The sequence below is a fragment of the Rhodococcus sp. 2G genome (assembly GCF_001886355.1).
Taxonomy (GTDB): Bacteria; Actinomycetota; Actinomycetes; order Mycobacteriales; family Mycobacteriaceae; genus Rhodococcus; species Rhodococcus pyridinivorans.
In genome coordinates this window covers 4,418,175-4,440,226 of sequence record NZ_CP018063.1, presented here as the reverse complement: position 1 = coordinate 4,440,226, position 22,052 = coordinate 4,418,175, and the positions used below count along the sequence as shown (strand labels likewise).

Genomic DNA, 22,052 nt, shown 5'->3' with positions numbered 1-22,052 from the left:
AAATCTGTGGGAGGGCGTTGTCAACGGTTGCAGATCCGGACGTCCCGGGACGGACGAAACGGGGCGGAGTGGGTCCCGGGCGGTTCAGGGGGTGACGATGTCGAAGAACCGGTCGAAGGCGTCGAGCAGCGAGAACAGTTCGTGCAGGGCGTCGGCATTGCCGGCGACCGAGGCGCTACCGTCAGCAATGCACCGGTCGAGGGGCGCGCTGCCGAGCGTCACAGATCCGAGGGTGGTGCGGGTGAGCGCGACCGAGACGTCCGCGTCCTGGGGCGTGCTCGTCGCCGTGTGGACGAGGACACCGTTGGTCACCTGCAGCAGCCGGCGCTCGTCGGTGTCGGTCACGTGCAGGTCGACCCGCAGGGCACGGCCGGCGGCCTTCGGTCCGTTCAGACGGATGGCCAGGTACTTGAGCATCATGTCCGTCGTCATCGCGGCCAGCACGTCCGAGGTGGCGAGCGCGGTCGATTCGATCACCACGCCGTGACGCAATTCCTGGGCGCCGGTGAGGTAGAAGTTGCGCCACGGAGCGGATTCGGCCTGGTAGCCGAGCTGTTCGAGCGCGTCCGCCTGCAGTTCCCGTGCCTGCTGGTTGTCCGGCTCGGCGAACACCACATGGTTGACCACCTGGGCCACCCACCGGTAGTCCCCCTCGTCGAACGATCTGCGCGCGTTGCGAAGCACGGCGTCGGCTCCGCCCATGTATTCGACGTAGCGTTTGCCCGCCTCGACCGGTGGATGCTGGTGCAAGGTGGCCGGATTGCCGTCGAACCAGCCGAGGTACTTCTGGTAGACCGCTTTGGCGTTGTGGTTCAAGGTGCCGTAGTAGCCGCGGCTCGACCAGGACGAGCCGAGTGGCTCGGGCAGCTCGATCAGTTCGGCGATCTCGACCATCGTGTGGCCGTGGGCGGCCAGACGCAGGGTCTCGTCGTGGATGTAGCGGTACAGGTCCCGCTGCTGCTCCAGGAAGTCGGTGAGCTCCTGCCGACCCCACACCGGCCAGTGGTGGCAGATGAACAGCACGTCCGACCGGTGCGCGTAGAGTTCGATCGCGGCATGGATGTAGTCGCTCCATGCGGCCGCGTCACGAATCTGAGCGCCGCGGGGGGTGTACAGGTTGTGCATGTGGTGAGAGACATTCTCCGCCATGCACAGCGCCCGGAAATCGGGAAGGTAGAAGTTCATCTCCGCCGGTGCCTCGGAGTCGGGCGTGTACTGGAACTCGAACCGCACCCCGTCGAGCACGAGCTCCTGACCGGTCTCGGTGATGTGATCGGTGGGCTCGAGCAGTGTGACGGTGCCGGTGGAGAGCCCGAGGCCGAGACCGGCCGAGACCACCCCGCTCGGCCCGTGGGGCAGCTTGTTGCCGTACATGTACTGCGCACGGCGGTTCATCGCGTTGCCGGCGTAGACGTTCTCGCTGACCGTGTGCGCCAGGAACCCCGTCGGCGCGACGATCCGCACGGAGCCCGAGGAGATGTCCGCCTCCGACACGAGCCCTTTCACACCACCGAAATGATCGACGTGGCTGTGGGTGTAGACGATCGCCGTCACCGGCCGGTCACCGAGTTCCCGGCGCACCAGATCCATGGCCGCCGAGGCACATTCGGCCGAGGTCAGCGGATCGATGACGACGTATCCGGTGTCGCCCTCGATCAGGGTCATGTTGGAGATGTCGAAACCGCGCACCTGGTAGATGCCGTCGACGACCTTGAACAGGCCGTGCACCGTGTGCAGTTGCGACATGCGCCACAGGCTCGGGTTCACCGTGTCCGGTGCCTCGTCGGCGAGGAAGGCATAGGTGTCGCAGTCCCACACGACATGACCCTGAGCGTTTCTGATCACCAGCGGATCGAGCGTGTCGACGAAACCGCGGTGTGCATCGTCGAACGCCTTCTTGTCCTCGAAGTCCAGGCGAGCAGACACGGCGCGGTTGGCGGCTCTGGTTGCAGCCGTCGCCGGTTTCCTGTTGGCAGTCATAAGGTCCCTTCCCGTCTTCACGAGCGGTCGATACAGGGGCGTCCGATCTAGTCGGCCACCGGATGCGTTGGTCGAGGTGCTCAACCTCGCCACCGTTCGTGTCGGACGGTGGCGGCGAGCCGTCGCCGACATCGCGACGCTTGAGTGTGATGTGCACCACGATGTCGATGAAGACGAGATTATGGTGTGACCATGAACAGATCAATGGGCCCTTCCCATAGCCAACCGCGCTGTACATTGTGCTCATGCACAGCCGCAACTCGGGTGGGAGTTCCGCAGTGATCGGCGAGCATCCCGATGTGGACCCCGCGGTTCGCCGCATCCTCGACAACGTGCAGTCCCGCATCAACGCACTCGCGAAATCACCCGCAGCGGGTGATCAGCACGCGTTCCAGAGTTTGCCAGTCGATTTCCGGCATGAAGAAATTCCGCAACTCCAACGCCGATACTTCCGCATCCTCGTGCAGGCCATCCGAAAGAACGTCCCGTTCGGGGAGCGGGACCTGCAAATGGCGCAGCAGATCGCCGCGGACAGGGCAATCGAAGGGGTCCCGCTCACCCTGGTGCTGCGCAACTGGCAGAACGCCACAAGCATTCTGTGGAATGCCTGCACGGAGGCGGCACGAGACGACGAGGCGAAAGCCCTCAGCTACATCGGGCGCACGTTGATGGCGCTCGAGCAGGAGATCCTCGGCACAGTCACAACCTCGTACCTGGTCGAACGGGAGGCCATTGCCAGCGGTGAACGGGGTGCGGTGCATCTGGTGGCGCAAACGCTTGTCAGTGGTCGCGATCCTCATGCCGAAGCCGAACGGCTCGACATCGAACTCGCGCCCGGATACGACGTGATGGCCGTCCAATTCGACGCGTTCGAGGGGGAAGTGGACACGCAGTATCCCGGTCGGCAGATCGCGCACCGTCGCAAACTGCGGAAGATCCTGCGCACCCTGGGCGAGTACCGCGGTGCCTACCCGGTGCTGGCCACCCTCGACTCCCACGGTGGGCACGTTCTTGTTCCTCAGGACGAGACCGCGACAGCCACGACGGAGGAGGTGGGGCGCGATCTCGTGGACCGTATGAGGGTCGCTGCAGGAGTGAATGTCACGGCCAGTCACGTAGATTCTGTCAGCTTCGACGACCTGCCCCGCGCCGCGAAACTGTCCACCGAGATACTGGAGATCGTCATCTCCACGAATCGCCCGCCCGGTCTCTACCGGCTATCAGACGTGGCCCTGGTCTACCAACTCGCGCATCCGACCGCAGCCACCCGCTACTTTGCCGACCTTCTCGCGCCACTCGAGCCGCATCCCGAACTGCTCGAGACCCTCGACCACTACTTGTTCCTCGATTTCGACCGCGGCCGCACAGCGCGGCGTTTGAAAGTGCACCCCAACACGGTGAACAACAGACTGCATCGCATCACCACTTTGACCGGATGCGATCCGAGCCGGTTCGACGGCATCATGTTGCTCGGAGCCGCATTGTCCATCCGCGAGGTGTCGAGGTGATCGCCGCACCGACGCCCTCATCCTCGTAGAGACGATCACACCGAGGTAGAAAGTCTTGACCAGGGGACCTGCCGATAGACGTGCGTCTCGGAGGCACTGCGCTGTACCAGGGCCCTGCGGATCGGATGCGATCGTCGGGCCGGCAGGGAGGAGAATGGCGTTGCACGGGTCAGCACAAGCGCGGCCAGAGATCGCGTTGTCATGGAGGCGCTCGGCGATGTGCGGTCTCAGGCCGACGTCCCGCCCTGCGTTCTGTCCCGGTCCGATCGATGAGGCCGCCAACGGTTCGTTGCTGCGGGCGGCCGAGCCGGTGCTCAGCGAGGTGACCGAGCAGATCCGTGGCACCGACACCGTCGTTCTCCTCGCCGATCGGGACTGTACGGTGATCCGCCTTGTCGGTGAAGACATGCTCGTCAAGACCGCCGTCGAACAGGTCGGTTTCGATGTCGGCGTCTGCCTGGGGGAGGACGTTGCTGGCACCAACGCAATCGGAACAGCAGCCGAGACACGTGGGGGAATCTTCGTCGACGGCGCCGAGCATTACCTGGATGTGTTCAAGCAGTTGAGCGGCTACGCCCAACCGATCGTGCATCCGGCAACCCAACGAGTGGAAGGACTGCTGGGGATCGTCGGACCTACCGAGACTACTTCTGCGCTGTTCAAATCCTTTGTCCAGCGTGTCGTCGACTCGATCGAACGCCGACTCTTGGACAGCTCCTACGAATCCGAAGGGCGGCTGGTCGCCGCCTTTCAAAGCGCGACGCGTCGTGTGGGTGGCGCGGTATGCATCCTGGGCGAAGACTTCGTGTTGAGTAACGCAGCTGCGCACGACCTGCTGGACATTGCGGGGGTACCCGAGCTGCGACACCTGGCTGCCGGCGTCCGCGCCGACGAGCCGCTTCGCACCACTATGCAGATCGACAACAACCGCGAAATCGCAGTCACGGTAACCAGGATCGTGGGGGCCGGTGCCCTCTACAGCCTTGAGCCGCTGTGGGTGCGGTCGAATCCTGTACCTCGTCGCCCCCTGTCGGTGGCCTCGTCTCGGTACGTCTGGGGACCGCGGCTCAAGGCGCTGCGCGATGCAAAGGGCTCGGTGTCCATCACCGGCGAAGCCGGCACCGGACGAACCGTCGGTGTACGTGCGCTCGCCGCATCGCACCCGTATGCCGTACTCGACGCTGCAGATCTGCCTCTGGAAGGCGAGAGCCGGTGGGCCAAGAAGCTGGTCGAGTTGTCGACCACCTTCGACGGGGTGTTGATCGTCGAAAACGTGGAACTGCTGCCGCCTCGGCAACGAGCACTCCTCGCGCGGGTGCTCGCCGAGCCTCATTCCCGCCCCCGACTGGTCGTCACTTCCCTGTCCGGGCGGGACTCGACGGGGCTCGAGCCCATCCTTGCCCGATGCACCCACCACGCCGAGCTGCCACCTTTGCGGGAACGGATCGGCGATTTTCCGGCGTTGGTGGCCGCGTTGACCTACGAAATCACCGGTCACCACCGCATCACATTCACCGCCAGTGCGCTCAAGGCGCTGTCCACCCAACCGTGGCCCGGCAATCTCATCGAGTTACGGACTGTCTTGGCACGCGCCCTCGACGGCCGTACCACGGGCGCCGTCACTGCAGCCGACCTGCCGGAAACACACCGCGAAAGTGTCCACAGCGCGTTGTTGGGCCTCGACCGCGCCGAACGCCAGGCGATCGTCGAAGCTCTTCGCGCAGCCTGCGGCAACAAGGTGCACGCCGCGAGAGCCCTCGGGATCAGCCGCACCACCCTCTACCGACGTATGCGGATATTGAACGTGCCGGGTTGATGCTCCGCTCCTCTACGCGGTGTGTCAAAAGTGAACACTTACAGGTCTTGCCGACACGGTATTATGGTGTCCGTCACGTTCCGATTCATGGCAAAACCCTGGAGAACCGCCGGCTCGAAGCTCGGCGCACGCGTGCCCGCATGAATGGGAATCGTGTTGTTCGGCAACGTATCTGAAAGAAACCTGGTCGAGTTCACTCGAGACCGGGCCTTCCGGACGCATCGTCGGAACCGGTCCAAAGCCCGGACGGTGGGGTAGAAAGCGCGCATCTACCGCATGCGCCAGTCTTCGGGCAGTACAGCCTCCGCCTCGACCGGGGCACGCACCGTCAAACGTAGGGAGAACAACGATGAAGACCAAAGCCGCAGTCCTGCTCGAGGCTGGCAAGCCGTTCGAGATCATGGAGCTCGACCTCGACGGCCCCGGCCCCGGCGAGGTGCTGATCAAGTACACCGCGGCCGGGCTGTGCCACTCGGACCTGCACCTGACCGACGGCGACCTGCCTCCCCGCTACCCGATCGTCGGTGGTCACGAGGGCTCCGGCATCATCGAGGAGGTCGGTGCCGGAGTGACCAAGGTCAAGCCCGGCGACCATGTCGTGTGCAGTTTCATCCCGAACTGCGGCACCTGCCGCTACTGCTCGACCGGACGCCAGAACCTGTGCGACATGGGCGCCACGATCCTGGAAGGATCGATGCCCGACGGCACCTTCCGGTTCCACAGCAATGGCAAGGATTTCGGTGCCATGTGCATGCTCGGCACCTTCGCCGAACGTGCGACGATCTCGCAGCACTCTGTGGTGAAGGTCGACGACTGGCTGCCCCTCGAGACCGCGGTCCTCGTCGGATGCGGTGTCCCGTCCGGGTGGGGTACCGCCGTCAACTCCGGCAACCTGCGCGTCGGTGACACTGCCGTCGTCTACGGCGTCGGCGGCCTCGGCATCAACGCGATCCAGGGCGCCGTCGCCGCCGGCTGCAAGTACGTCGTCGCCGTCGACCCGGTTGCACTCAAGCGGGACACCGCCCTGAAGATGGGCGCCACCCACGCCTTCCCGGATGCAGAAAGTGCCGCGGCGAAGGTATCCGAACTGACCTGGGGGCAGGGAGCAGATGCCGCGCTGATCCTGGTCGGCACCGTCGACGAAGCTGTAGTGTCCGCGGCGACTGCCGTGATCGGCAAGGGTGGCACGGTTGTGATCACCGGGGTCGCCAACCCGGAGAAGCTGACCGTCCACGTCTCCGGCTGCGACCTGACGCTGAACCAGAAGACCATCAAGGGTTCGCTGTTCGGCTCAATGAACCCGCAGTACGACATCGTCAAGCTGCTCCGCCTCTACGACGCAGGCCAGCTCAAGCTCGACGAACTTGTCACCACCCGGTACAGCCTCGAACAGATCAACGAGGGCTACCAGGACCTGCGCGACGGCAAGAACATGCGCGGCGTCGTCGTGCACAGCTGATCCAGTCGCCCCCGGCACGAGCGTGCCTCGGCCTGCGCCGATGCACGCTCCTCGGATCGCCGATCAATCGACCTACCGAAGCCAAGGATTCCCATGAACCGCTACACATTGCCGATCGACAATCGCGGCACATCGACGGTCTCGGCTGCAATCGACTACCGAGACCAGACCGTGGTCTTCCGGTTCGACTACGACGGCGGTATCGGGCAGGGAGGAACCGGGACGATCGAAGTCGACGGCACGAAGACGGGAAGCGCTCGCGTGCCGCGCACCACCCCGTACTTCTTCTCGATCAGCGGCACCCTGGACGTGGGAATCGACCGCACCACCCCGGTGTCCAACGAGTACGAGCCTGGGCAGGCGAATGCGTTCACCGGGGTGATCGACTTCGTCCGCCTCGACGTCGAAACCCCCGGCTCCGACACCACACGGGAAACTGCTGCAGCGGCGCTCCGGACCCACTGACCACCTCGCCTGCGCGACCGGATTCCCGCGGCGAGAAGACCCGCTCGACCAACCGGCCGTTCACCGGGGCCGTGTCCGAGAGACCCACCCACCTCGGCCGGCTGTGGCACCACTTCGGCACCAGGCCCGACGCCTCGCTCGGTGGGTACGCCTCGGTGCGTACCCACCGAGGGGGCACCGCCACCGTGGCTTCACCCCACGCCTCGGCGCCCCGGACAGTCGCTCAGGGAACCCGGACCAGCGCAGGTCCACCTTGTGAAGTACAGATCCCCCTCGTGAAAGGCCACGACAATGACCACGACACCGAGTATCACCAGACCGATCGGACTCGACCCAACCGTGGAGAGCTTTCTTTCCCAACCGAAGAAGATGTACATCAACGGGCAATGGGTCGAGGCCGCCTCCGGCCGCAGGTTCGATACCGTCGACCCTGCCACCGGGCAGGTACTGACCACCGTCCCGCACTCGGACACCGTCGACGTCGACCGAGCGGTGACCGCTGCCCGTACGGCGTTCGAATCCGGTCCGTGGCGCTCACTCACCCCGGCTGAACGGCAGCGAATGCTGTGGAAGATCGGCGAGGGCATCTTGGCCCGGGCCGACCAGTTCGCCCAGCTCGAGTCGCTCGACAACGGCAAGTCCGTTGCCGTGGCGAAGGCGGTCGACGTCACCTGGGCCGCGGAGATCTTCTTCTACTACGCCGGCTGGGCCACCAAAATCGAAGGCCGCACCGTCCCGGTATCGGTGCCCTGGGCCCCCGGTGCTCGGTTCCACGCCTTCACCACCCGCGAACCCGTCGGGGTGTGCGCCCAGATCATCCCCTGGAACTTCCCGCTGGTGATGGCCGCATTCAAGGTGGCACCGGCATTGGCCTGCTCGAACACCGTCATCCTCAAGCCCGCCGAGCAGACGCCACTGACCGCGGTGCTGCTCGCCGAGGTGATCGCCGAGGCCGGTGTCCCGGACGGGGTGTTCAACCTCGTAACGGGGTTCGGTGATGTCGGTGCCGCTCTGTCCTTGCACGAGGACGTCGACAAGGTGGCGTTCACGGGATCGACCGAGGTCGGTAAGAAGATCGTTCACGCTGCGGCCGGGAACCTCAAGAAAGTGTCACTCGAACTCGGCGGCAAGAGCCCACAAGTGATCTTTGCCGACGCCGACCTCGAGGCCGCCATCCCCGGGGTGGCCAGCGGCTTCTTGTTCAACCACGGTCAGGCCTGCACGGCCGGCACCCGCTTGCTCGTCGAGGAGACCATCTTCGACGACTTCACCGCCGGCATCGCCGAGTTCGCCGGAAAGCAGAAGATCGGTCCAGGCCTGGACCCCACAAACGACATCGGCCCTTTGATCTCACAGGAGCAACTGTCGAAGGTCACCGGCTACATCGATGCCGGTATCGCAGACGGCGCTCACGCACTGTCCGGCGGTAAGCGTCACGGCGACAGCGGATTTTACGTCGAGCCGACATTGCTGGTCGATGTACGGAGCGACTTCAGCGTCTACCAGGAAGAGATCTTCGGCCCGGTCGCCGTTGCCATGCCGTTCACTCGCGAGCAGGGTGTACGCGCCGCCGCCAACGACACCCCCTATGGTCTCGCAGCAAGCGTCTGGACCCGGGACGTGTCCAAAGCACACGAGGTCGCCGCCGACATCAAGGCCGGCACCGTATGGGTCAATTGCCACAATGCCTTCGACACCGCACTGCCGTTCGGTGGGTACAAGCAGTCCGGGTGGGGCCGCGAACTGGGGGAAGGCGCGATCGGCGAGTACACCCAAACCAAGTCGGTCAATATCGCCCTATGATCGCGTCTCGGCCGGCCCCGGTCGAGGGGCCGGCCGAGACCGACGCTCACCGCTGCTCGACGCAGGAGACGTTCCGGCCCGAGTCGTGAAACCGGCGGCGCACAAGATTCATGCCCTTCCCAGCGTGACGATCACCTCTACCGCGCACACAGAGCAGAATCGGCGCTAATCGGAACGCACTTCGGCACAATTGAACTCATTATTTTGGAAGCGTCGGAACGCCCACACCCCCCTCAGGGAAGGAATTTCGATGACCACCGAGACCACCGCGCGTGCGCATTCCGGGCAGGAGGCACGAGTGCGGGAACTGCTGGACCGCTACGACACCGCCGACGCGTGTGCCGCACAGCTGCTGTGCGACGGGCATCCCGCGGACGCCGTCGCGTTCACGGTGGTCGAGGCGGACCTGAGCGCGACCGATCTGACCTTCGGTTACCTGCGCGAGCAGTCCTCCCGCTTCGCCGCGGCCCTGGCCGACCTCGGCGTCGAGCCGGGCGACCACGTCGCCACCCTGATGGGCAAGTCCGCGGACCTGGTCGTGGCGCTGCTCGGCATCTGGCGCCGCGGTGCCGTGCACGTGCCGCTGTTCACCGCGTTCGCACCCCCGGCGATCGGTTTCCGGCTGCAGGCCAGCGGCGCGAAGGTCGTCGTCGCCGACGCGGACCAGGTGGGCAAGCTCGCGCCTGGCGAGGACATCCCCGCCGACGCGCCCTGGCAGATCGTCGTCGCAGGTCACACCGAGGGCGGTGCCGCCGGCATCGGAGTGAGCTTCGCCGACCTGGTGGCCTCGCACGACGCGGACGATCCGCGCGGTGCCGCGGTCGCCGTCGGCGGGCACGGCGGACTCGTGCAGCTGTTCACCTCCGGCACCACCGGCACCCCGAAGGGCGTGCCCGTGCCGGTACGGGCGCTCGCGTCGTTCCACGCCTACCTGGACTTCGGCCTCGACGTGCGTGAGGACGACGTGTTCTGGAACGCCGCCGATCCCGGCTGGGCCTACGGGCTGTACTACGCGCTGCTCGCGCCGCTGGCCGCCGGTGTGCGCAGCCTGCTGCTGCACGCCGGGTTCTCCGCCCCCCCTCACCTGGCAGGTGATGGAAAAGTTCGGGGTCACCAACTTCGCGGCCGCGCCCACCGTCTACCGCAGCCTGCGAGCGGACTCGGCGCCCGTGCCGGAGTCGATCTCGCTGCGCCGCGCGTCCTCGGCCGGCGAGCCGCTCACCCCGGACGTCGTGGCATGGTCCGAGCAGACCCTCGGCGTGATCGTGCGCGACCACTACGGCCAGACCGAGCACGGCATGTTCGTCGTCAACGCGTGGGCCGACGGGCTGCGCGAAGAAGTGCGGCCCGGATCGATGGGCAAGCCGCTGCCCGGGTGGTCCTGCGCCGTGCTGTCCGACGACTCCGACGACATCGCCGCCCCCGGCGTGCCCGGGCGCGTGGCGATCGACACCCACGCCAGCCCCCTGCTGTGGTTCACAGGGTACGTGGACGCCCCGGAGAAGACCGCGCAGCGGTTCACCGAGGACGGCCGCTGGTACCTCACCGGCGACGCCGGACAGGTCGACGAGGACGGCTTCTTCTACTTCTCCGCCCGCGACGACGACGTGATCATCATGGCGGGCTACCGGATCGGCCCGTTCGACGTCGAGAGCGTGCTGGTGATGCACGAGCACGTCGTCGAGGCCGCCGTCGTCGGCATGCCCGACCAGCTGCGCGGCGAGGTGCTCGAAGCGTTCGTGGTGCTGCGCGACGGCGTCGACGGCACCGACGAGCTCGAGGCGGCGCTGCAGCAGCTGGTCAAGCGCAAGTTCGCGGCGCACGCCTACCCGCGGACCGTGCACTTCGTGCCGCAGCTGCCGAAGACGCCCAGCGGCAAGATCCAGCGCTACATCCTGCGCCAGGGCTGAGCCCGGAGTCGGAAATAGTGTGGCTGTTGCATTCGGTCCCGTTGATTCGGCGCCCGGGTCTTGGCCTATCTGGAGGCGTCGATCGAGGCGCGACGGAAGGGAAGTACCGCCTGGGAGCTCCGATCGACCATGATGGATAATTCCGGTTATCCATCATTAACTGGCGCCCGGATGCGCTGCGCAGCACCAGGTATCAAGTATGACGTTCTGTCACGGTGACGGAACGTGGAGGTACTGCCGGCGCACGCGTAGCGCCCGCCTCAACATTGCCAGCTCGCAACGCCGGCCCGCGGACCCGACCAGTCCGCGGGATGCACCCACCGACAACGCCGCCGGCGCGCCGGCACCGACGGGCCCGTGCATGTGCGCTCGCGCAGCACCTCGTTCACTTGAGAGACTGCGCCGATTTCACCTGAAAATCACTGTGGCACAATCGGTCACGAAACGCCGATAAGCGTGATTATGTCAACTCCTTATTGTGCAGCTGACCGGCGCGATCGTCGGATACCGCCATCGCGGCGCGCGTGTCAAGGTTCGAGGTTACCTTCCGCACGGTGACTGCGAGGGACGGCTTGCCCTGGTCCGATGTGCGCAGCGGGGTCAGGTGCTCCCACATGGCGTCGACCATCGGCTGCAGGAACAGCCGACCTACCTGGCGGATCATCGTTTCGACGATCTGGGTGGCTTCGTGGCGGTCGGTCGAGGCGAGGCCGGCCTCGCGCAACGCCACCACCTCGCGCCGGGTGAGGTCGGTGAGTTTTTCCAGGAGCGTGTTGCGGGTGTCGCCGGGTTCGAGCAGGGCGCGGCGCATGTAGTTGACGACTTCGGGATGCGCGTCGAGCATGCGCGCCACCGCGGCGTCGCGGGCGGTGGCGATCTGTTGGGGTGTGCCCTGGTTCGGTGCGTGGGCGATGGCGTGGGCGAAGTGGTCGACGACGTGGTCTTCGACGGCGGCGCGGATGCCGTCCTTGGTGCCGAAGTGGTGCACGAGCAGACCGACGGTCACCCCCGCTGCGGACGCGATCGCGCGCATCGAGGTGCCGTCCTCGCCTTTGGTGCCGAACAAATCGAGGGCGGCGTTGCGGATGCGGGCCTTGGCGGTCAGATCGTTCGTACTCATTTGCGGGTCGTGTCCTGGCTCCATCCGATTCCTCCTTTCTCGGCAGCATAGCGACGTAGCTATTCCTATACAGTCATCCCGTCTGCTATACATTCGTATAGTACCTGATGGGAAGGTTCCCCATGACCCGCATTCTCGACGGCATCGATGTCGTCACCCTCGCCCCCAACCTGCCCGGCCCGCTCGCAGCCCATCGACTCCACCGACTCGGCGCCCGCGTGACCAAGGTCGAGTCGCCGGCCGGTGACCCACTCGCCGGCGTCGCCCCCCACTGGTATGCAGAACTGGTCGCCGGCCAAGACATCGTGGTGCTGGATCTGAAGGATTCCGACTCCCGCGTCCGCCTGGACGGCATGCTCGACTCCGCGGACCTGCTCGTCACCGCGATGCGTCCCTCCGCTGCGCAGCGCCTCGGGCTGGGTCAGGTGACCGCGACCTTTCCTCGCCTCGGCCATGTCGAAATCGTCGGCTACGACGGCGAATTGGAGGAAACCGCCGGACACGACCTGAACTACCAGGCCGCGTACGGCACCCTCACTCCCCCGTCGATGCCCACCGTTCCGGTCGCCGACCTGCTCGGCGCCGAACGCGCCGTGGCCGCTGCCGTGCTCCTTCTTCTCGAACGCACCGCTACCGGACGCGGCGGGCGCCGTCGGGTCGTCCTCGACCACGCGGCGTCCGACGCGGGTGCCGCGGTCCGGCACGGACTCATGGGCACCGGTGCCCCGCTCGGCGGCGCCCTGCCGTCCTACCGGATCTACCGGGCAGCCGACGGCTACGTGGCGCTGGGTGCACTCGAACCCCATTTCGCCACCCGCCTCGCCGAAGTCCTCGGCGACGAGCTGACCCACGAGGGTCTCGAACGGTTCTTCGGCACGCACACCGTCGACGACTGCGAACAGCTCGCAGTCAAAGCCGACATTCCCCTCACGCGCATCGCCGCCGCGTGACCAACCCCCACCTGCAGGAGGAAACCACCACCATGCGCGAAGCAGTGATCGTCGGCGCGGTGCGCACCCCCGTCGGCAAACGAGGCGGAGTCCTCAGTGCGTGGCACCCGGCCGACCTGCTCGGCCACACGCTGCGGCACCTGGTCGAACGCACCCGCATCGACCCGACGCTGCTCGACGACGTCATCGCCGGCTGCGTGCTCCAGCACGACCAGCAGTCCTCCAACATCGCCCGCCACGCCGTCCTGTCGGCCGGGCTGCCCGAATCGGTGCCCGCGGTCACCGTCGACCGCCAGTGCGGCTCGGGTCAGCAGGCGGTGAGTTTCGCCGCCCAGGGCATCATGGCCGGCACCTACGATCTGGCCGTCGCGTGCGGTGTCGAATCGATGTCGCAGGTGTCCATGCCGTCCGCGTTCCGGCCGGGAGCCCCCCTCGGCCCGCAGTACGGCCCCCTCGAACTCGCCCGCTACGACGGCGGTCTGATGGCGCAGGGCCCCTCGTCGGAGCTGATGAACGCACGGTTCGGGCTCACCCGCGCCGCACTCGACAAGTACAGCATCCGCAGCCACGAACGCGCCCTCGCCGCCACCCGCGCCGGCCGATTCCGCGAGCAGCTGGTGCCGATCACCGCCGATCCGCACAACCCTGCGGGCGAGGCGATCACAGCGGACGAGGGGATCCGCGACCATCTCGACCCGGTGAAGATCGCGTCGCTGAAGACGGTGTTCGCCGCCGACGGGCGCACCACGGCGGCGAACTCGTCCCAGCTCAGCGACGGCGCCGCGGCGCTGCTGATCGCCGACCGCACATTCGCCGAAGCCCACGGCCTGATTCCCCGCGCCCGCTTCCGCGCACTGACCGTGGCCGCCGCCGACCCGATCATCCAATTCACCGCCGTCCTCGACGCCACCCACAAGGCACTGAAGCGTTCCGGGCTCAGCGCCGAAGCCATCGACCGGTTCGAGGTCAACGAGGCCTTCGCCGGCGTGCCGCTGATGTTCGCACAGGAATTCGGGGTGCCCGAGGACAAACTCAACGTCAACGGCGGCTCGGTCGCGATCGGCCACCCCCTCGGCTCCACCGGCGCACGGATGCTCACCGACCTGCTGTGCGAACTCGAACGCTCCGACAGCCGACTGGGTCTGCAGACCATCTGCGAAGCGCACGGCACCGCCAACACCACCATCATCGAACGCATCTGAGAGGCACCGTCATGGCACAAGAGATCGTGAAGGGTCTGCCGTCCACCCACGGCGATCACTACCAGCTCAACACCACCACCGTGATCCGGCACTCCGCCCGCACGTACCCGGAACAGGAGATCGTCTACCGCACCGCCGACGGCGGTTGGGACCGCTACACCTACGCCGACGCCTACACCCGGATCATCCGCAGTGCCAACGCACTGCGCTCGCTCGGGGTCGGTCCGGCCGACGTGGTCGGCATCTTGGACTGGAACAGCAAGCGGCATTTCGAGCTTTATTGGGCCATCCCCGGCCTCGCCGCGGTGATGCTGCAGATGAATCTGCGTCTGGCCCCGGAGGATCTCGGCTACGTCACCGGTCACAGCGAGGCGTCGGTGGTGCTGGTCGACGAGTCGCTGCTGCCGGTCGCCGAAGCGCTCGCCCCGTATACCCCGGGTGTGAAGACGTGGGTGGTGATGACCGACAAGCCGATGTCGGAGATCGACACCACGCTGCCGAACCCGCTGCACTGGGAGGACCTCGTTGCGGCCGCCGCCCCGCAGATCGACTGGCCCGTGATCGACGAGACCTCCACCTACAGCGCGTGTTACACCACCGGCACCACCGGACGCCCGAAGGGCATCTACTACTCGCACCGCGGCATCTACCTGCACACTCTGTCCCAGGCCGCGAACCTCGGGATGCGCAGCGACGACGCGGTCATGCTCATCACCCCGATGTTCCACGGGCAGAGCTGGGGTCTGCCGCAGTCCGCCGCCTACAGCGCCGCGAAGATCGTGCTGCCCGGCCGCTACGTCGCCGAGGACACCTCCGTGCTGGTCGATGCGATGATCGCCGAACAGGTCACCGTCGCCAACGGCGCACCGGCGATCTTCCAGCCCATGCTCGACTACATCACCACCCTCGATCACGCGCCCGACTTCCGGCGCACCCGCCTGCTCTCCGGGGCGACCGAACCGGCCCTGTCGTTGATGCGCGGTTTCTACGAGCGCACCGGCGCCGACGTCATCCACGCCTACGGCGCCACCGAGACCACCCCGTTGGTGACGGTCAACGGCGCGCTCAAGCCGTCGCTGCGCGGCAAGATCTCCGACGAGCAGAAGTGGGATCTCAAACGCTCCCAGGGCCTGCCGATCAACGGCATCGACATCCGCATCGTCGATGCCGAGGGCCACGATCTGCCACACGACGGCACGAGCCAGGGCGAGGTGCTGCTGCGGGGTCCGTGGATCATCGAGCGCTACCACAAGCTCGACGACGACGCCGACAGATTCCTCGACGGCTACTGGCGCAGTGGCGACGTCGGCACGATCGACGCGAACGGTTACCTCAAGCTCACCGACCGACTCAAAGACGTCGTCAAGAGCGGCGGCGAATGGATCTCCTCGATCGACATGGAAAACGCCCTCGTCGGCCACCCGAAGATCAAGGAAGCCGCCGTCATCGGGGTCGCCCACCCGAAATGGCAGGAACGCCCCGTCGCCCTGGTGGTGACGGTCGACGGCGACGAACTCGACCTCACCGACATCCACAGCGTCCTCGACGGCACATTCGCCAAATGGCAACTCCCCGACACTGTGCTCTACGTCGATGCCCTGCCGCGTACCAGCGTCGGCAAGCTCGACAAGAAGAGCCTGCGCGCCCAGCACGCCGACCTCTACACGGAGACCCGATGACCACGACAGTCCTGCAGACCACTCGGCAAGGTGCGGTGGCGGTCCTCGCCCTGCACCGCCCCGCCTCAAAGAACAGCCTCGACGCCGAACTGCTCGCCGCGCTGACCAGCGAACTCGCGGCGCTGAAGAACGACGACACCGTGCGGGCGGTGGTGCTCACCGGCGCCGACGGCGTGTTCTGCGCCGGCGCCGACATCACCGCCTTCGACGCGCTACGTGAGCAATCGTTGCTCGGTGAGCGCACCGCATCGGGCGGCGACATCTGGGCCGACCTCGGCACCTACCGCAAGCCCGTCCTCGCCGCCGTGGAGGGCGTCGCGCTCGGCGGCGGCTGCGAACTGGCGCTGGCCTGCGACATCGTCATCGCCGGCACGTCCGCGAAATTCGGGGTACCCGAGGTCAAACTCGGCGTCATCCCCGGCGGCGGCGGCACCCAACGACTGATCCACGCCGTCGGCAAGTCCAAAGCCATGGCGATGCTGCTGACCGGCGACGCCATCTCCGCACAGACGGCGTACGACGCCGGCATCGTCGCCGAGCTCGTCCCCGACGGCGAGGCCCTCCCCCAGGCGCTGACGATCGCCGAACGCATCACGAGAAACTCACCCCTGGCGGTGGCCCTGGCCAAGGACGCGGCCGTGCGCGTGTACGAGACGACGCTGTCGCAGGGACTCGAGCACGAAAAACGCAACTTCGACCTCGCGCTGCGCTCCGCGGACAGCCGTGAAGGCCAAGCCGCCTTCCTCGCCAAGCGCGCCCCCGCATTCACCGGAAAGTAGAGACGATCATGAGCGAGTTGTTCCCCGACTACCGCTCCCCCTGGGAGAGCGACGATCAGGCGCTGCTGCGCAAGCACGCCGCCGCATTCTTCCGCAAGGAAGCCACCCCGCACCAGGAACGCTGGGCCCAGCAGCATCACGTGGACCGCGAATTCTGGACCAAGGCGGGCGATGCCGGCCTACTGTGCCTGGGCCTGCCCGAACAGTACGGCGGTGGCGGCGGCAACTTCGGCCACGAAGCTGTCGTCCAGCAGGAACTCGCGCTCGCGCACGACACCGCGTTCGGCTTCAACGTGCACTCGACGATCGTCGCGCACTACATCGCCGCCTACGCCACCGACGAGCAGAAAAAGCGCTGGATCCCCAAGATGGCCAGCGGCGAGATGGTCATCGGGGTCGCCATGACCGAACCCGGCACCGGCTCGGACCTGCAGGCCGTGCGCACCACCGCGATCCGCGACGGCGACCACTACGTCGTCAACGGCTCGAAAACATTCATCTCCAACGCCACCCACTGCGACCTACTGGTCATCGTCGCCAAGACCGACCCGTCGGCCGGCGCCACCGGCATCTCCCTGTTCGTCGCCGAAACCCGAGGACTCGACGGGTTCGAGCGTGGCCGGGTGCTGCACAAGATCGGCCAGCACGGGCAGGACACCCGCGAGTTGTCGTTCACCGACATGCGGGTGCCGGTAGAGAACCTGCTCGGCGGAGTCGAAGGCCGCGGCTTCTACCAGCTCATGGAGCAGCTCCCCCGCGAACGCCTGATCCTGGGGATCGCCGGGGTGGCGATGGCCGAAGCCGCGGTGATCGAGACCGTCAAGTACGCCAAGGAGCGCCGGGCGTTCGGCAAGCCCCTCCTGGACTTCCAGAACACCCAGTTCGTGCTCGCCGAATGCAAGACCGAGGTGCTGGCGGGCAAGGCATTGATGGACCACTGCATCGCGCGATATCTCGACGGCACCCTCGACGCCGCGACCGCGTCGATGGCGAAACTGTGGGGCACCGACAAGCAGGTCGAGATCATCGACCGCTGCCTGCAGATCTTCGGGGGCTACGGCTACATGATGGAATACCCCATCGCCCAGATGTATGCGGCGGCGCGCGTGCAGAAGATCTACGGCGGCACCAACGAGATCATGAAAGTGCTCATCAGCCGCTCCCTGTAATCCCCGCCCCACTTGCTTCGAGGAAAACACACCATGGCAACACTTGCCGGGCAGCTCGCACTCAACGCCCGACGGCATCCCGACCGCATCGCGCTCGTCTTCGGCGACCGAGAACGCACCTACCGGGAACTCGACGCCGACATCGACCGGTACGCCCACGCACTGCTGTCGTTGCAGATCACCAAGGGCGATCGCGTCGCCGTGCTCTCACCGAACTCCGATCGGTTCCTCCTGGCGATGTATGCCGCCTACCGGGTGGGCGCGATCGCGGTGCCCCTCAATCCCCGCGTCACAACCCGCGAACTGCACTACCTGCTCACCGACTCCGGCGCCTCGGTGCTGCTGTTCGGCGGCGACACCGCCGGGGCGGTACGCGGGCTGGCCCAGATGGACGATCCGTCGAGCACCCGGATCCTCTCGCTCGACGGAACATCGGGCTTCGACGACATCAATCGGCTGGCGGCGACCATGCCGGCCGACCCGCCCGCGGTCGAGGTGGCCGAGGACGACGACTGCATGATCATCTACACCTCCGGCACCACCGGTGTGCCGAAGGGTGCGCTGTTCGACCACCACCGGATGCTGTGGGTGGGCCACTCCATGAGCGCCCTGGGGATGAATTCGTTCGACCGCAACCTCCACGTCGCACCGATGTACCACTGCGCCGAACTCGTCCTGTTCGTCCTCGCCGGGTTCTCGATGGGTACCACCCACGTCGTCCTGCCGGCCTTCGACCCCGCCGCCGTCGCCGACACGCTGGAGAAGCATCGCATCACCGTGTTCCTCGGGGTGCCGACGATGTACCAGATGATGCTCACCCTGCCCGATCTCACCACCCGCGACCTGTCGGCGTGGCGCCTCGGATTCTTCGGTGCCGCACCGATGCCGCCCAGCGCCGCCGCGAAGCTGGTCACGACACTGCCGCACGTCGGCTTTTTCCAACTGTGCGGACAAACCGAAGGCGGCCCTACCGGCATCTACTCCACCCCCGAGGAGGTCAAAGCCCGTCCGGATGCGACCGGCCGCTGGGCGATCACCAACGCCGAAGTGCGGCTGGTCGACTCGGACGGCAACGACGTCGGCATCTGCGAGACCGGGGAGATGATCGTGCGCGGCGAGACGCTCATGAAGGGCTACTGGAACAACCCCGAAGCCACCGCCGCAACCCTCCGGAACGGCTGGCTGCACAGCGGCGACCTGGCGGTGCGCGACGCAGACGGGTACATCACCATCGTCGACCGGCTCAAAGACATGATCATCACCGGTGGCCGCAACGTGTACTCCGTCGAAGTGGAAAACGCGCTTGCCGCCCATCCCGACGTACGCGACGTCGCGATCGTCAGTCGCCCCGACGAGACGTTCGGCGAGACGATCGTTGCCGTGGTCACCCCTGCGGAAGGACGCACGGTGACGCTCGACGCCCTCCGCACGTTCGCCGCCGAGTACGTCTCCGACTACAAGCTCCCCCGCGACCTCGTCCTCCGGGAAATTCCGCGGAATCCGTCGGGCAAGATCCTCAAACACATCCTGCGTGAGCAGGTGCGCGCATCGTGAAGCCCGACATCGCTGCTCGCGCATCGGCCCTCGTGTACGGGGAAGATCTCGAGGTCGGCCGGACGTATCGGCTGGGGGCACACACGATCACCGAAGACGAGCTGATCGACTTCGCCTCCACCTGGGATCCTCAACGCTTCCATGTCGACAAGGACGCCGCCGAAGCCGGTGCCTACGGCGGGCTGATCGCCAGTGGCCTGCACACCCTGTCCGTGTACCAGAAACTCGTCGTCGACACCGTCTTCTCCGACTGGCACGTCATCGCCGGCCGCTCCCTGCGCGAAGTCCGGTTCCTGCGCCCGGTACGACCCGGGGACACCCTCACCGGCACCGTGCACATCCACAACGTCGTCCTCGACGAGGTCCGGAACCGCGCTCTCACCACCCTCGAGGCCGAACTGACCGGCCACCACGGTCGGCCGGTGCTGACGGCGACCGTCGACGCCTACGTCCACACCCGGTCGCACACCCGCTGACCCACCACGTTTTCGCGAGGAGAAATTCGATGCTCGAGGCGTACATCGTTGACGCCGTGCGAACCCCGGTCGGAAAGCGGGGCGGCGGTTTCGCCGCCACCCACCCGGTCGACCTTGCCGCCCACGTCATCTCCACCCTCGTTCGGCGCCACGACCTCGACCCCGCCGGAATCGACGACGTCATCTTCGGCTGTCTCGACAACATCGGTGCACAGGCCGGCGACATCGCCCGCACCGCCGCCCTCGCGGCGGGCCTGCCCGAGACCGTGCCCGGGGTGACACTCGATCGACAATGCGGCTCGTCCCAACAGGCAGTGCACTTCGCCGCCCAAGCCGTGATGAGCGGCACCGCCGATCTGATCGTGGCCGGCGGGGTGCAAAAAATGAGCCAGTTCCCACTCCTGTCCGCCGTCGACGCCGGCAGTGCCTACGGGTCCCCCGACCTGTACTCCGGCGCGACAACCTGGCACGCCCGATACGGCGACGCGGAGATCTCCCAGTTCCGCGGCGCCGAGCTGATCGCCGAACAGTGGCACATCGCCCGCGACGCCATGGAGGAATTCGCCCTCCAAAGCCACCGGCGGGCGCTGCATGCCATCGCTGCAGGCCGATTCGATGCCGAAATCACCCCGTTCGCCGGGGTGACGATCGACGAGGGACCACGCCCAGACACCACCGTAGAGAAGATGGCGACGCTGCGCCCCCTCACTCCCGGGGGCAGGCTCACCGCCGCTGTGGCGAGCCAGATCTCCGACGCAGCATCGGCAATGCTCATCGCCTCCTCCGATGCCGTCCGCCGATACGGCCTCACCCCACGCGCACGCATCCACCACATGACCGTCCTCGGCGCAGACCCGGTCCTGATGCTCACCGCTCCGATTCCCGCCACACAGCGGGCCTTGGAAAGGACCGGGATGCGCATCGACGACCTGGACGTCATCGAAATCAACGAGGCTTTCGCTCCGGTGGTCCTGGCCTGGATGCGTGATCTCGACGCCGATCCGGCGCGGGTGAACCCCAACGGCGGTGCAATCGCCCTCGGACATCCGATCGGCGCCACCGGCACCCGGCTGATGACCACCCTCCTGCACGAACTCGAACGCACCGGCGGCCGCTACGGACTGCAGACCATGTGCGAAGGCGGCGGCCAGGCCAACGTCACGATCATCGAACGAATCTCCTGACCCCACCGACACCGCATCGACCAGAGAACAGGACCGACATGAACATTGCAGGAACCACCGCGCTCGTCACCGGCGGTGCCTCCGGACTCGGACTGGCCACCACCACGGCCCTGGCCCAGGCCGGCGCGCGCGTCGTCGCCCTCGACCTTCCCACCGCGCACACCGACGCGCTCACCGCCCTCGGCGACACCGTCCACTTCGTACCCGCCGACGTCACCGACGAGACCGCCGTCACCGCGGCCGTTGACCTCGCCAACGCCGAGAACAACCTGCGCGTCACCGTCAACTGCGCCGGCATCGGCAACGCCGTCAAAACGGTCGGCAAGGACGGACCCTTCCCACTCACGGCCTTCAAAAAGATCATCGACGTCAACTTGATCGGCACCTTCAACGTCATCCGCCTCGCCGCTCACGCCATGGCGACGAACGAGCCGATCCACGGCGAACGCGGCGTCATCGTCAACACCGCCTCCGTCGCCGCGTTCGAAGGTCAAATCGGACAAGCCGCCTACTCCGCGTCCAAAGGCGGCGTCGTCGGCGCCACCCTGCCCATCGCCCGGGACCTGGCCTCCCTGCAGATCCGGGTGAACACCATCGCCCCCGGACTGTTTCTGACACCCTTGCTCGGCACCCTGCCCGAGCACGTGCGCACCACCCTCGGAGCACAAGTCCCACACCCGAGCCGCCTCGGCAATCCCGCCGAATACGCGCAACTCGTCGAGGCCATCATCACCAATCCGATGCTCAACGGCGAAACCATCCGGCTCGACGGGGCCATCCGCATGGCCCCACGCTGACACTCACCGCCAGCCGTACCACCGTCGACCCGAGCCCCCGGACCGGATCAACGGCGGTATCGACCGTACGCATGCGCTGCACCAGGGCGAGCCCTGCGGTGGAGTTGGCGTAGGCATTCCAGGGGCGACCACCACACCCGTTCGCGCACGCGTCGGCGTCTCAAGGCGACGCCGACGCGTGCTGCACCCTCCACGAAGCAC

16 protein-coding genes and 1 pseudogene are annotated in these 22,052 nt (G+C 66.6%); 15 read left to right on the top strand and 2 right to left on the bottom strand.

The annotated features are described in order from the left end of the window. Positions 1-84 precede the first annotated feature (84 nt). A complete protein-coding gene (locus tag BO226_RS21080) occupies positions 85-1,980 on the bottom strand; it encodes an alkyl/aryl-sulfatase (RefSeq protein WP_064257266.1) in 1,896 nt (631 codons plus the stop codon). 245 nt (positions 1,981-2,225) lie between these two features. Here BO226_RS21080 and BO226_RS21075 point away from each other — a divergent pair, with 245 nt between their 5' ends. From BO226_RS21075 to BO226_RS21050, 6 genes and pseudogenes are all read left to right on the top strand, one after another. Beyond that, positions 2,226-3,488: a PucR family transcriptional regulator gene (locus tag BO226_RS21075; protein ID WP_156666171.1), complete on the top strand. Its 1,263-nt coding sequence runs from the start codon at positions 2,226-2,228 to the stop codon at positions 3,486-3,488. A 154-nt stretch (positions 3,489-3,642) separates the two neighbouring features. Further along, positions 3,643-5,304, top strand: coding sequence for a sigma-54-dependent Fis family transcriptional regulator (locus BO226_RS21070; protein WP_064257264.1), 1,662 nt, complete (start codon positions 3,643-3,645; stop codon positions 5,302-5,304). A gap of 349 nt (positions 5,305-5,653) precedes the next feature. Next, on the top strand, positions 5,654-6,763 hold the full coding sequence (locus tag BO226_RS21065) for an NDMA-dependent alcohol dehydrogenase (RefSeq protein WP_064257263.1): 1,110 nt from the start codon (positions 5,654-5,656) through the stop codon (positions 6,761-6,763). Between the two features lie 93 nt (positions 6,764-6,856). After that, the gene (locus BO226_RS21060) at positions 6,857-7,228 is read left to right on the top strand and encodes a hypothetical protein (RefSeq protein WP_064257262.1); all 372 of its coding nucleotides are present in this window, start codon (positions 6,857-6,859) and stop codon (positions 7,226-7,228) included. Between the two features lie 291 nt (positions 7,229-7,519). After that, on the top strand, positions 7,520-9,031 hold the full coding sequence (locus BO226_RS21055) for an aldehyde dehydrogenase family protein (RefSeq protein ID WP_064257261.1): 1,512 nt from the start codon (positions 7,520-7,522) through the stop codon (positions 9,029-9,031). A gap of 250 nt (positions 9,032-9,281) precedes the next feature. Beyond that, positions 9,282-10,941: pseudogene (locus BO226_RS21050) on the top strand (AMP-binding protein). A 460-nt stretch (positions 10,942-11,401) separates the two neighbouring features. Here BO226_RS21050 and BO226_RS21045 read toward each other — a convergent pair. After that, positions 11,402-12,085, bottom strand: coding sequence for a TetR/AcrR family transcriptional regulator (locus BO226_RS21045; RefSeq protein WP_064257260.1), 684 nt, complete (start codon positions 12,083-12,085; stop codon positions 11,402-11,404). Between the two features lie 98 nt (positions 12,086-12,183). Between BO226_RS21045 and BO226_RS21040 the strand changes: the two genes are divergently transcribed. Genes BO226_RS21040 through BO226_RS21000 form a run of 9 tightly spaced genes read left to right on the top strand, consistent with a single transcriptional unit; the run spans position 12,184 to position 21,851 of the window. Further along, a complete protein-coding gene (locus BO226_RS21040; protein ID WP_064257259.1) occupies positions 12,184-13,011 on the top strand; it encodes a CoA transferase in 828 nt (275 codons plus the stop codon). Between the two features lie 32 nt (positions 13,012-13,043). Further along, entirely contained in the window at positions 13,044-14,213 is a 1,170-nt protein-coding gene (locus BO226_RS21035; RefSeq protein ID WP_064257271.1) for a thiolase family protein, read from the top strand. A gap of 11 nt (positions 14,214-14,224) precedes the next feature. Then, positions 14,225-15,892, top strand: a complete 1,668-nt coding sequence (locus tag BO226_RS21030; protein ID WP_064257258.1) for a long-chain-fatty-acid--CoA ligase — start codon at positions 14,225-14,227, stop codon at positions 15,890-15,892. Continuing rightward, positions 15,889-16,671: an enoyl-CoA hydratase/isomerase family protein gene (locus BO226_RS21025; RefSeq protein WP_064257257.1), complete on the top strand. Its 783-nt coding sequence runs from the start codon at positions 15,889-15,891 to the stop codon at positions 16,669-16,671. Before BO226_RS21030 ends, BO226_RS21025 begins: the two co-directional genes overlap by 4 nt. Before the next feature lie 8 nt (positions 16,672-16,679). Then, a complete protein-coding gene (locus tag BO226_RS21020) occupies positions 16,680-17,840 on the top strand; it encodes an acyl-CoA dehydrogenase family protein (protein ID WP_064257256.1) in 1,161 nt (386 codons plus the stop codon). 33 nt (positions 17,841-17,873) lie between these two features. Continuing rightward, on the top strand, positions 17,874-19,394 hold the full coding sequence (locus tag BO226_RS21015) for a class I adenylate-forming enzyme family protein (RefSeq protein ID WP_064257255.1): 1,521 nt from the start codon (positions 17,874-17,876) through the stop codon (positions 19,392-19,394). Next, positions 19,391-19,870, top strand: coding sequence for a MaoC/PaaZ C-terminal domain-containing protein (locus BO226_RS21010; protein ID WP_071935982.1), 480 nt, complete (start codon positions 19,391-19,393; stop codon positions 19,868-19,870). The genes BO226_RS21015 and BO226_RS21010 overlap by 4 nt, the downstream gene beginning before the upstream one ends. A gap of 29 nt (positions 19,871-19,899) precedes the next feature. After that, the gene (locus BO226_RS21005; RefSeq protein ID WP_064257254.1) at positions 19,900-21,054 is read left to right on the top strand and encodes an acetyl-CoA C-acetyltransferase; all 1,155 of its coding nucleotides are present in this window, start codon (positions 19,900-19,902) and stop codon (positions 21,052-21,054) included. A 38-nt stretch (positions 21,055-21,092) separates the two neighbouring features. Further along, the gene (locus BO226_RS21000) at positions 21,093-21,851 is read left to right on the top strand and encodes a 3-hydroxyacyl-CoA dehydrogenase (RefSeq protein WP_064257253.1); all 759 of its coding nucleotides are present in this window, start codon (positions 21,093-21,095) and stop codon (positions 21,849-21,851) included. Positions 21,852-22,052 lie beyond the last annotated feature (201 nt).

Excerpts from the sequence above, each read along its gene's own strand:
- BO226_RS21055 (WP_064257261.1), top strand. The coding sequence starts at position 7,520 with ATGACCACGACACCGAGTATCACCAGACCGATCGGACTCGACCCAACC.
- BO226_RS21005 (WP_064257254.1), top strand. The coding sequence starts at position 19,900 with ATGCTCGAGGCGTACATCGTTGACGCCGTGCGAACCCCGGTCGGAAAG.
- BO226_RS21025 (WP_064257257.1), top strand. The coding sequence starts at position 15,889 with ATGACCACGACAGTCCTGCAGACCACTCGGCAAGGTGCGGTGGCGGTC.
- BO226_RS21045 (WP_064257260.1), bottom strand. The coding sequence starts at position 12,085 with ATGGAGCCAGGACACGACCCGCAAATGAGTACGAACGATCTGACCGCC.
- BO226_RS21035 (WP_064257271.1), top strand. The coding sequence starts at position 13,044 with ATGCGCGAAGCAGTGATCGTCGGCGCGGTGCGCACCCCCGTCGGCAAA.
- BO226_RS21065 (WP_064257263.1), top strand. The coding sequence starts at position 5,654 with ATGAAGACCAAAGCCGCAGTCCTGCTCGAGGCTGGCAAGCCGTTCGAG.
- BO226_RS21020 (WP_064257256.1), top strand. The coding sequence starts at position 16,680 with ATGAGCGAGTTGTTCCCCGACTACCGCTCCCCCTGGGAGAGCGACGAT.
- BO226_RS21040 (WP_064257259.1), top strand. The coding sequence starts at position 12,184 with ATGACCCGCATTCTCGACGGCATCGATGTCGTCACCCTCGCCCCCAAC.
- BO226_RS21030 (WP_064257258.1), top strand. The coding sequence starts at position 14,225 with ATGGCACAAGAGATCGTGAAGGGTCTGCCGTCCACCCACGGCGATCAC.
- BO226_RS21080 (WP_064257266.1), bottom strand. The coding sequence starts at position 1,980 with ATGACTGCCAACAGGAAACCGGCGACGGCTGCAACCAGAGCCGCCAAC.
- BO226_RS21015 (WP_064257255.1), top strand. The coding sequence starts at position 17,874 with ATGGCAACACTTGCCGGGCAGCTCGCACTCAACGCCCGACGGCATCCC.
- BO226_RS21060 (WP_064257262.1), top strand. The coding sequence starts at position 6,857 with ATGAACCGCTACACATTGCCGATCGACAATCGCGGCACATCGACGGTC.
- BO226_RS21070 (WP_064257264.1), top strand. The coding sequence starts at position 3,643 with ATGGCGTTGCACGGGTCAGCACAAGCGCGGCCAGAGATCGCGTTGTCA.
- BO226_RS21075 (WP_156666171.1), top strand. The coding sequence starts at position 2,226 with ATGCACAGCCGCAACTCGGGTGGGAGTTCCGCAGTGATCGGCGAGCAT.
- BO226_RS21000 (WP_064257253.1), top strand. The coding sequence starts at position 21,093 with ATGAACATTGCAGGAACCACCGCGCTCGTCACCGGCGGTGCCTCCGGA.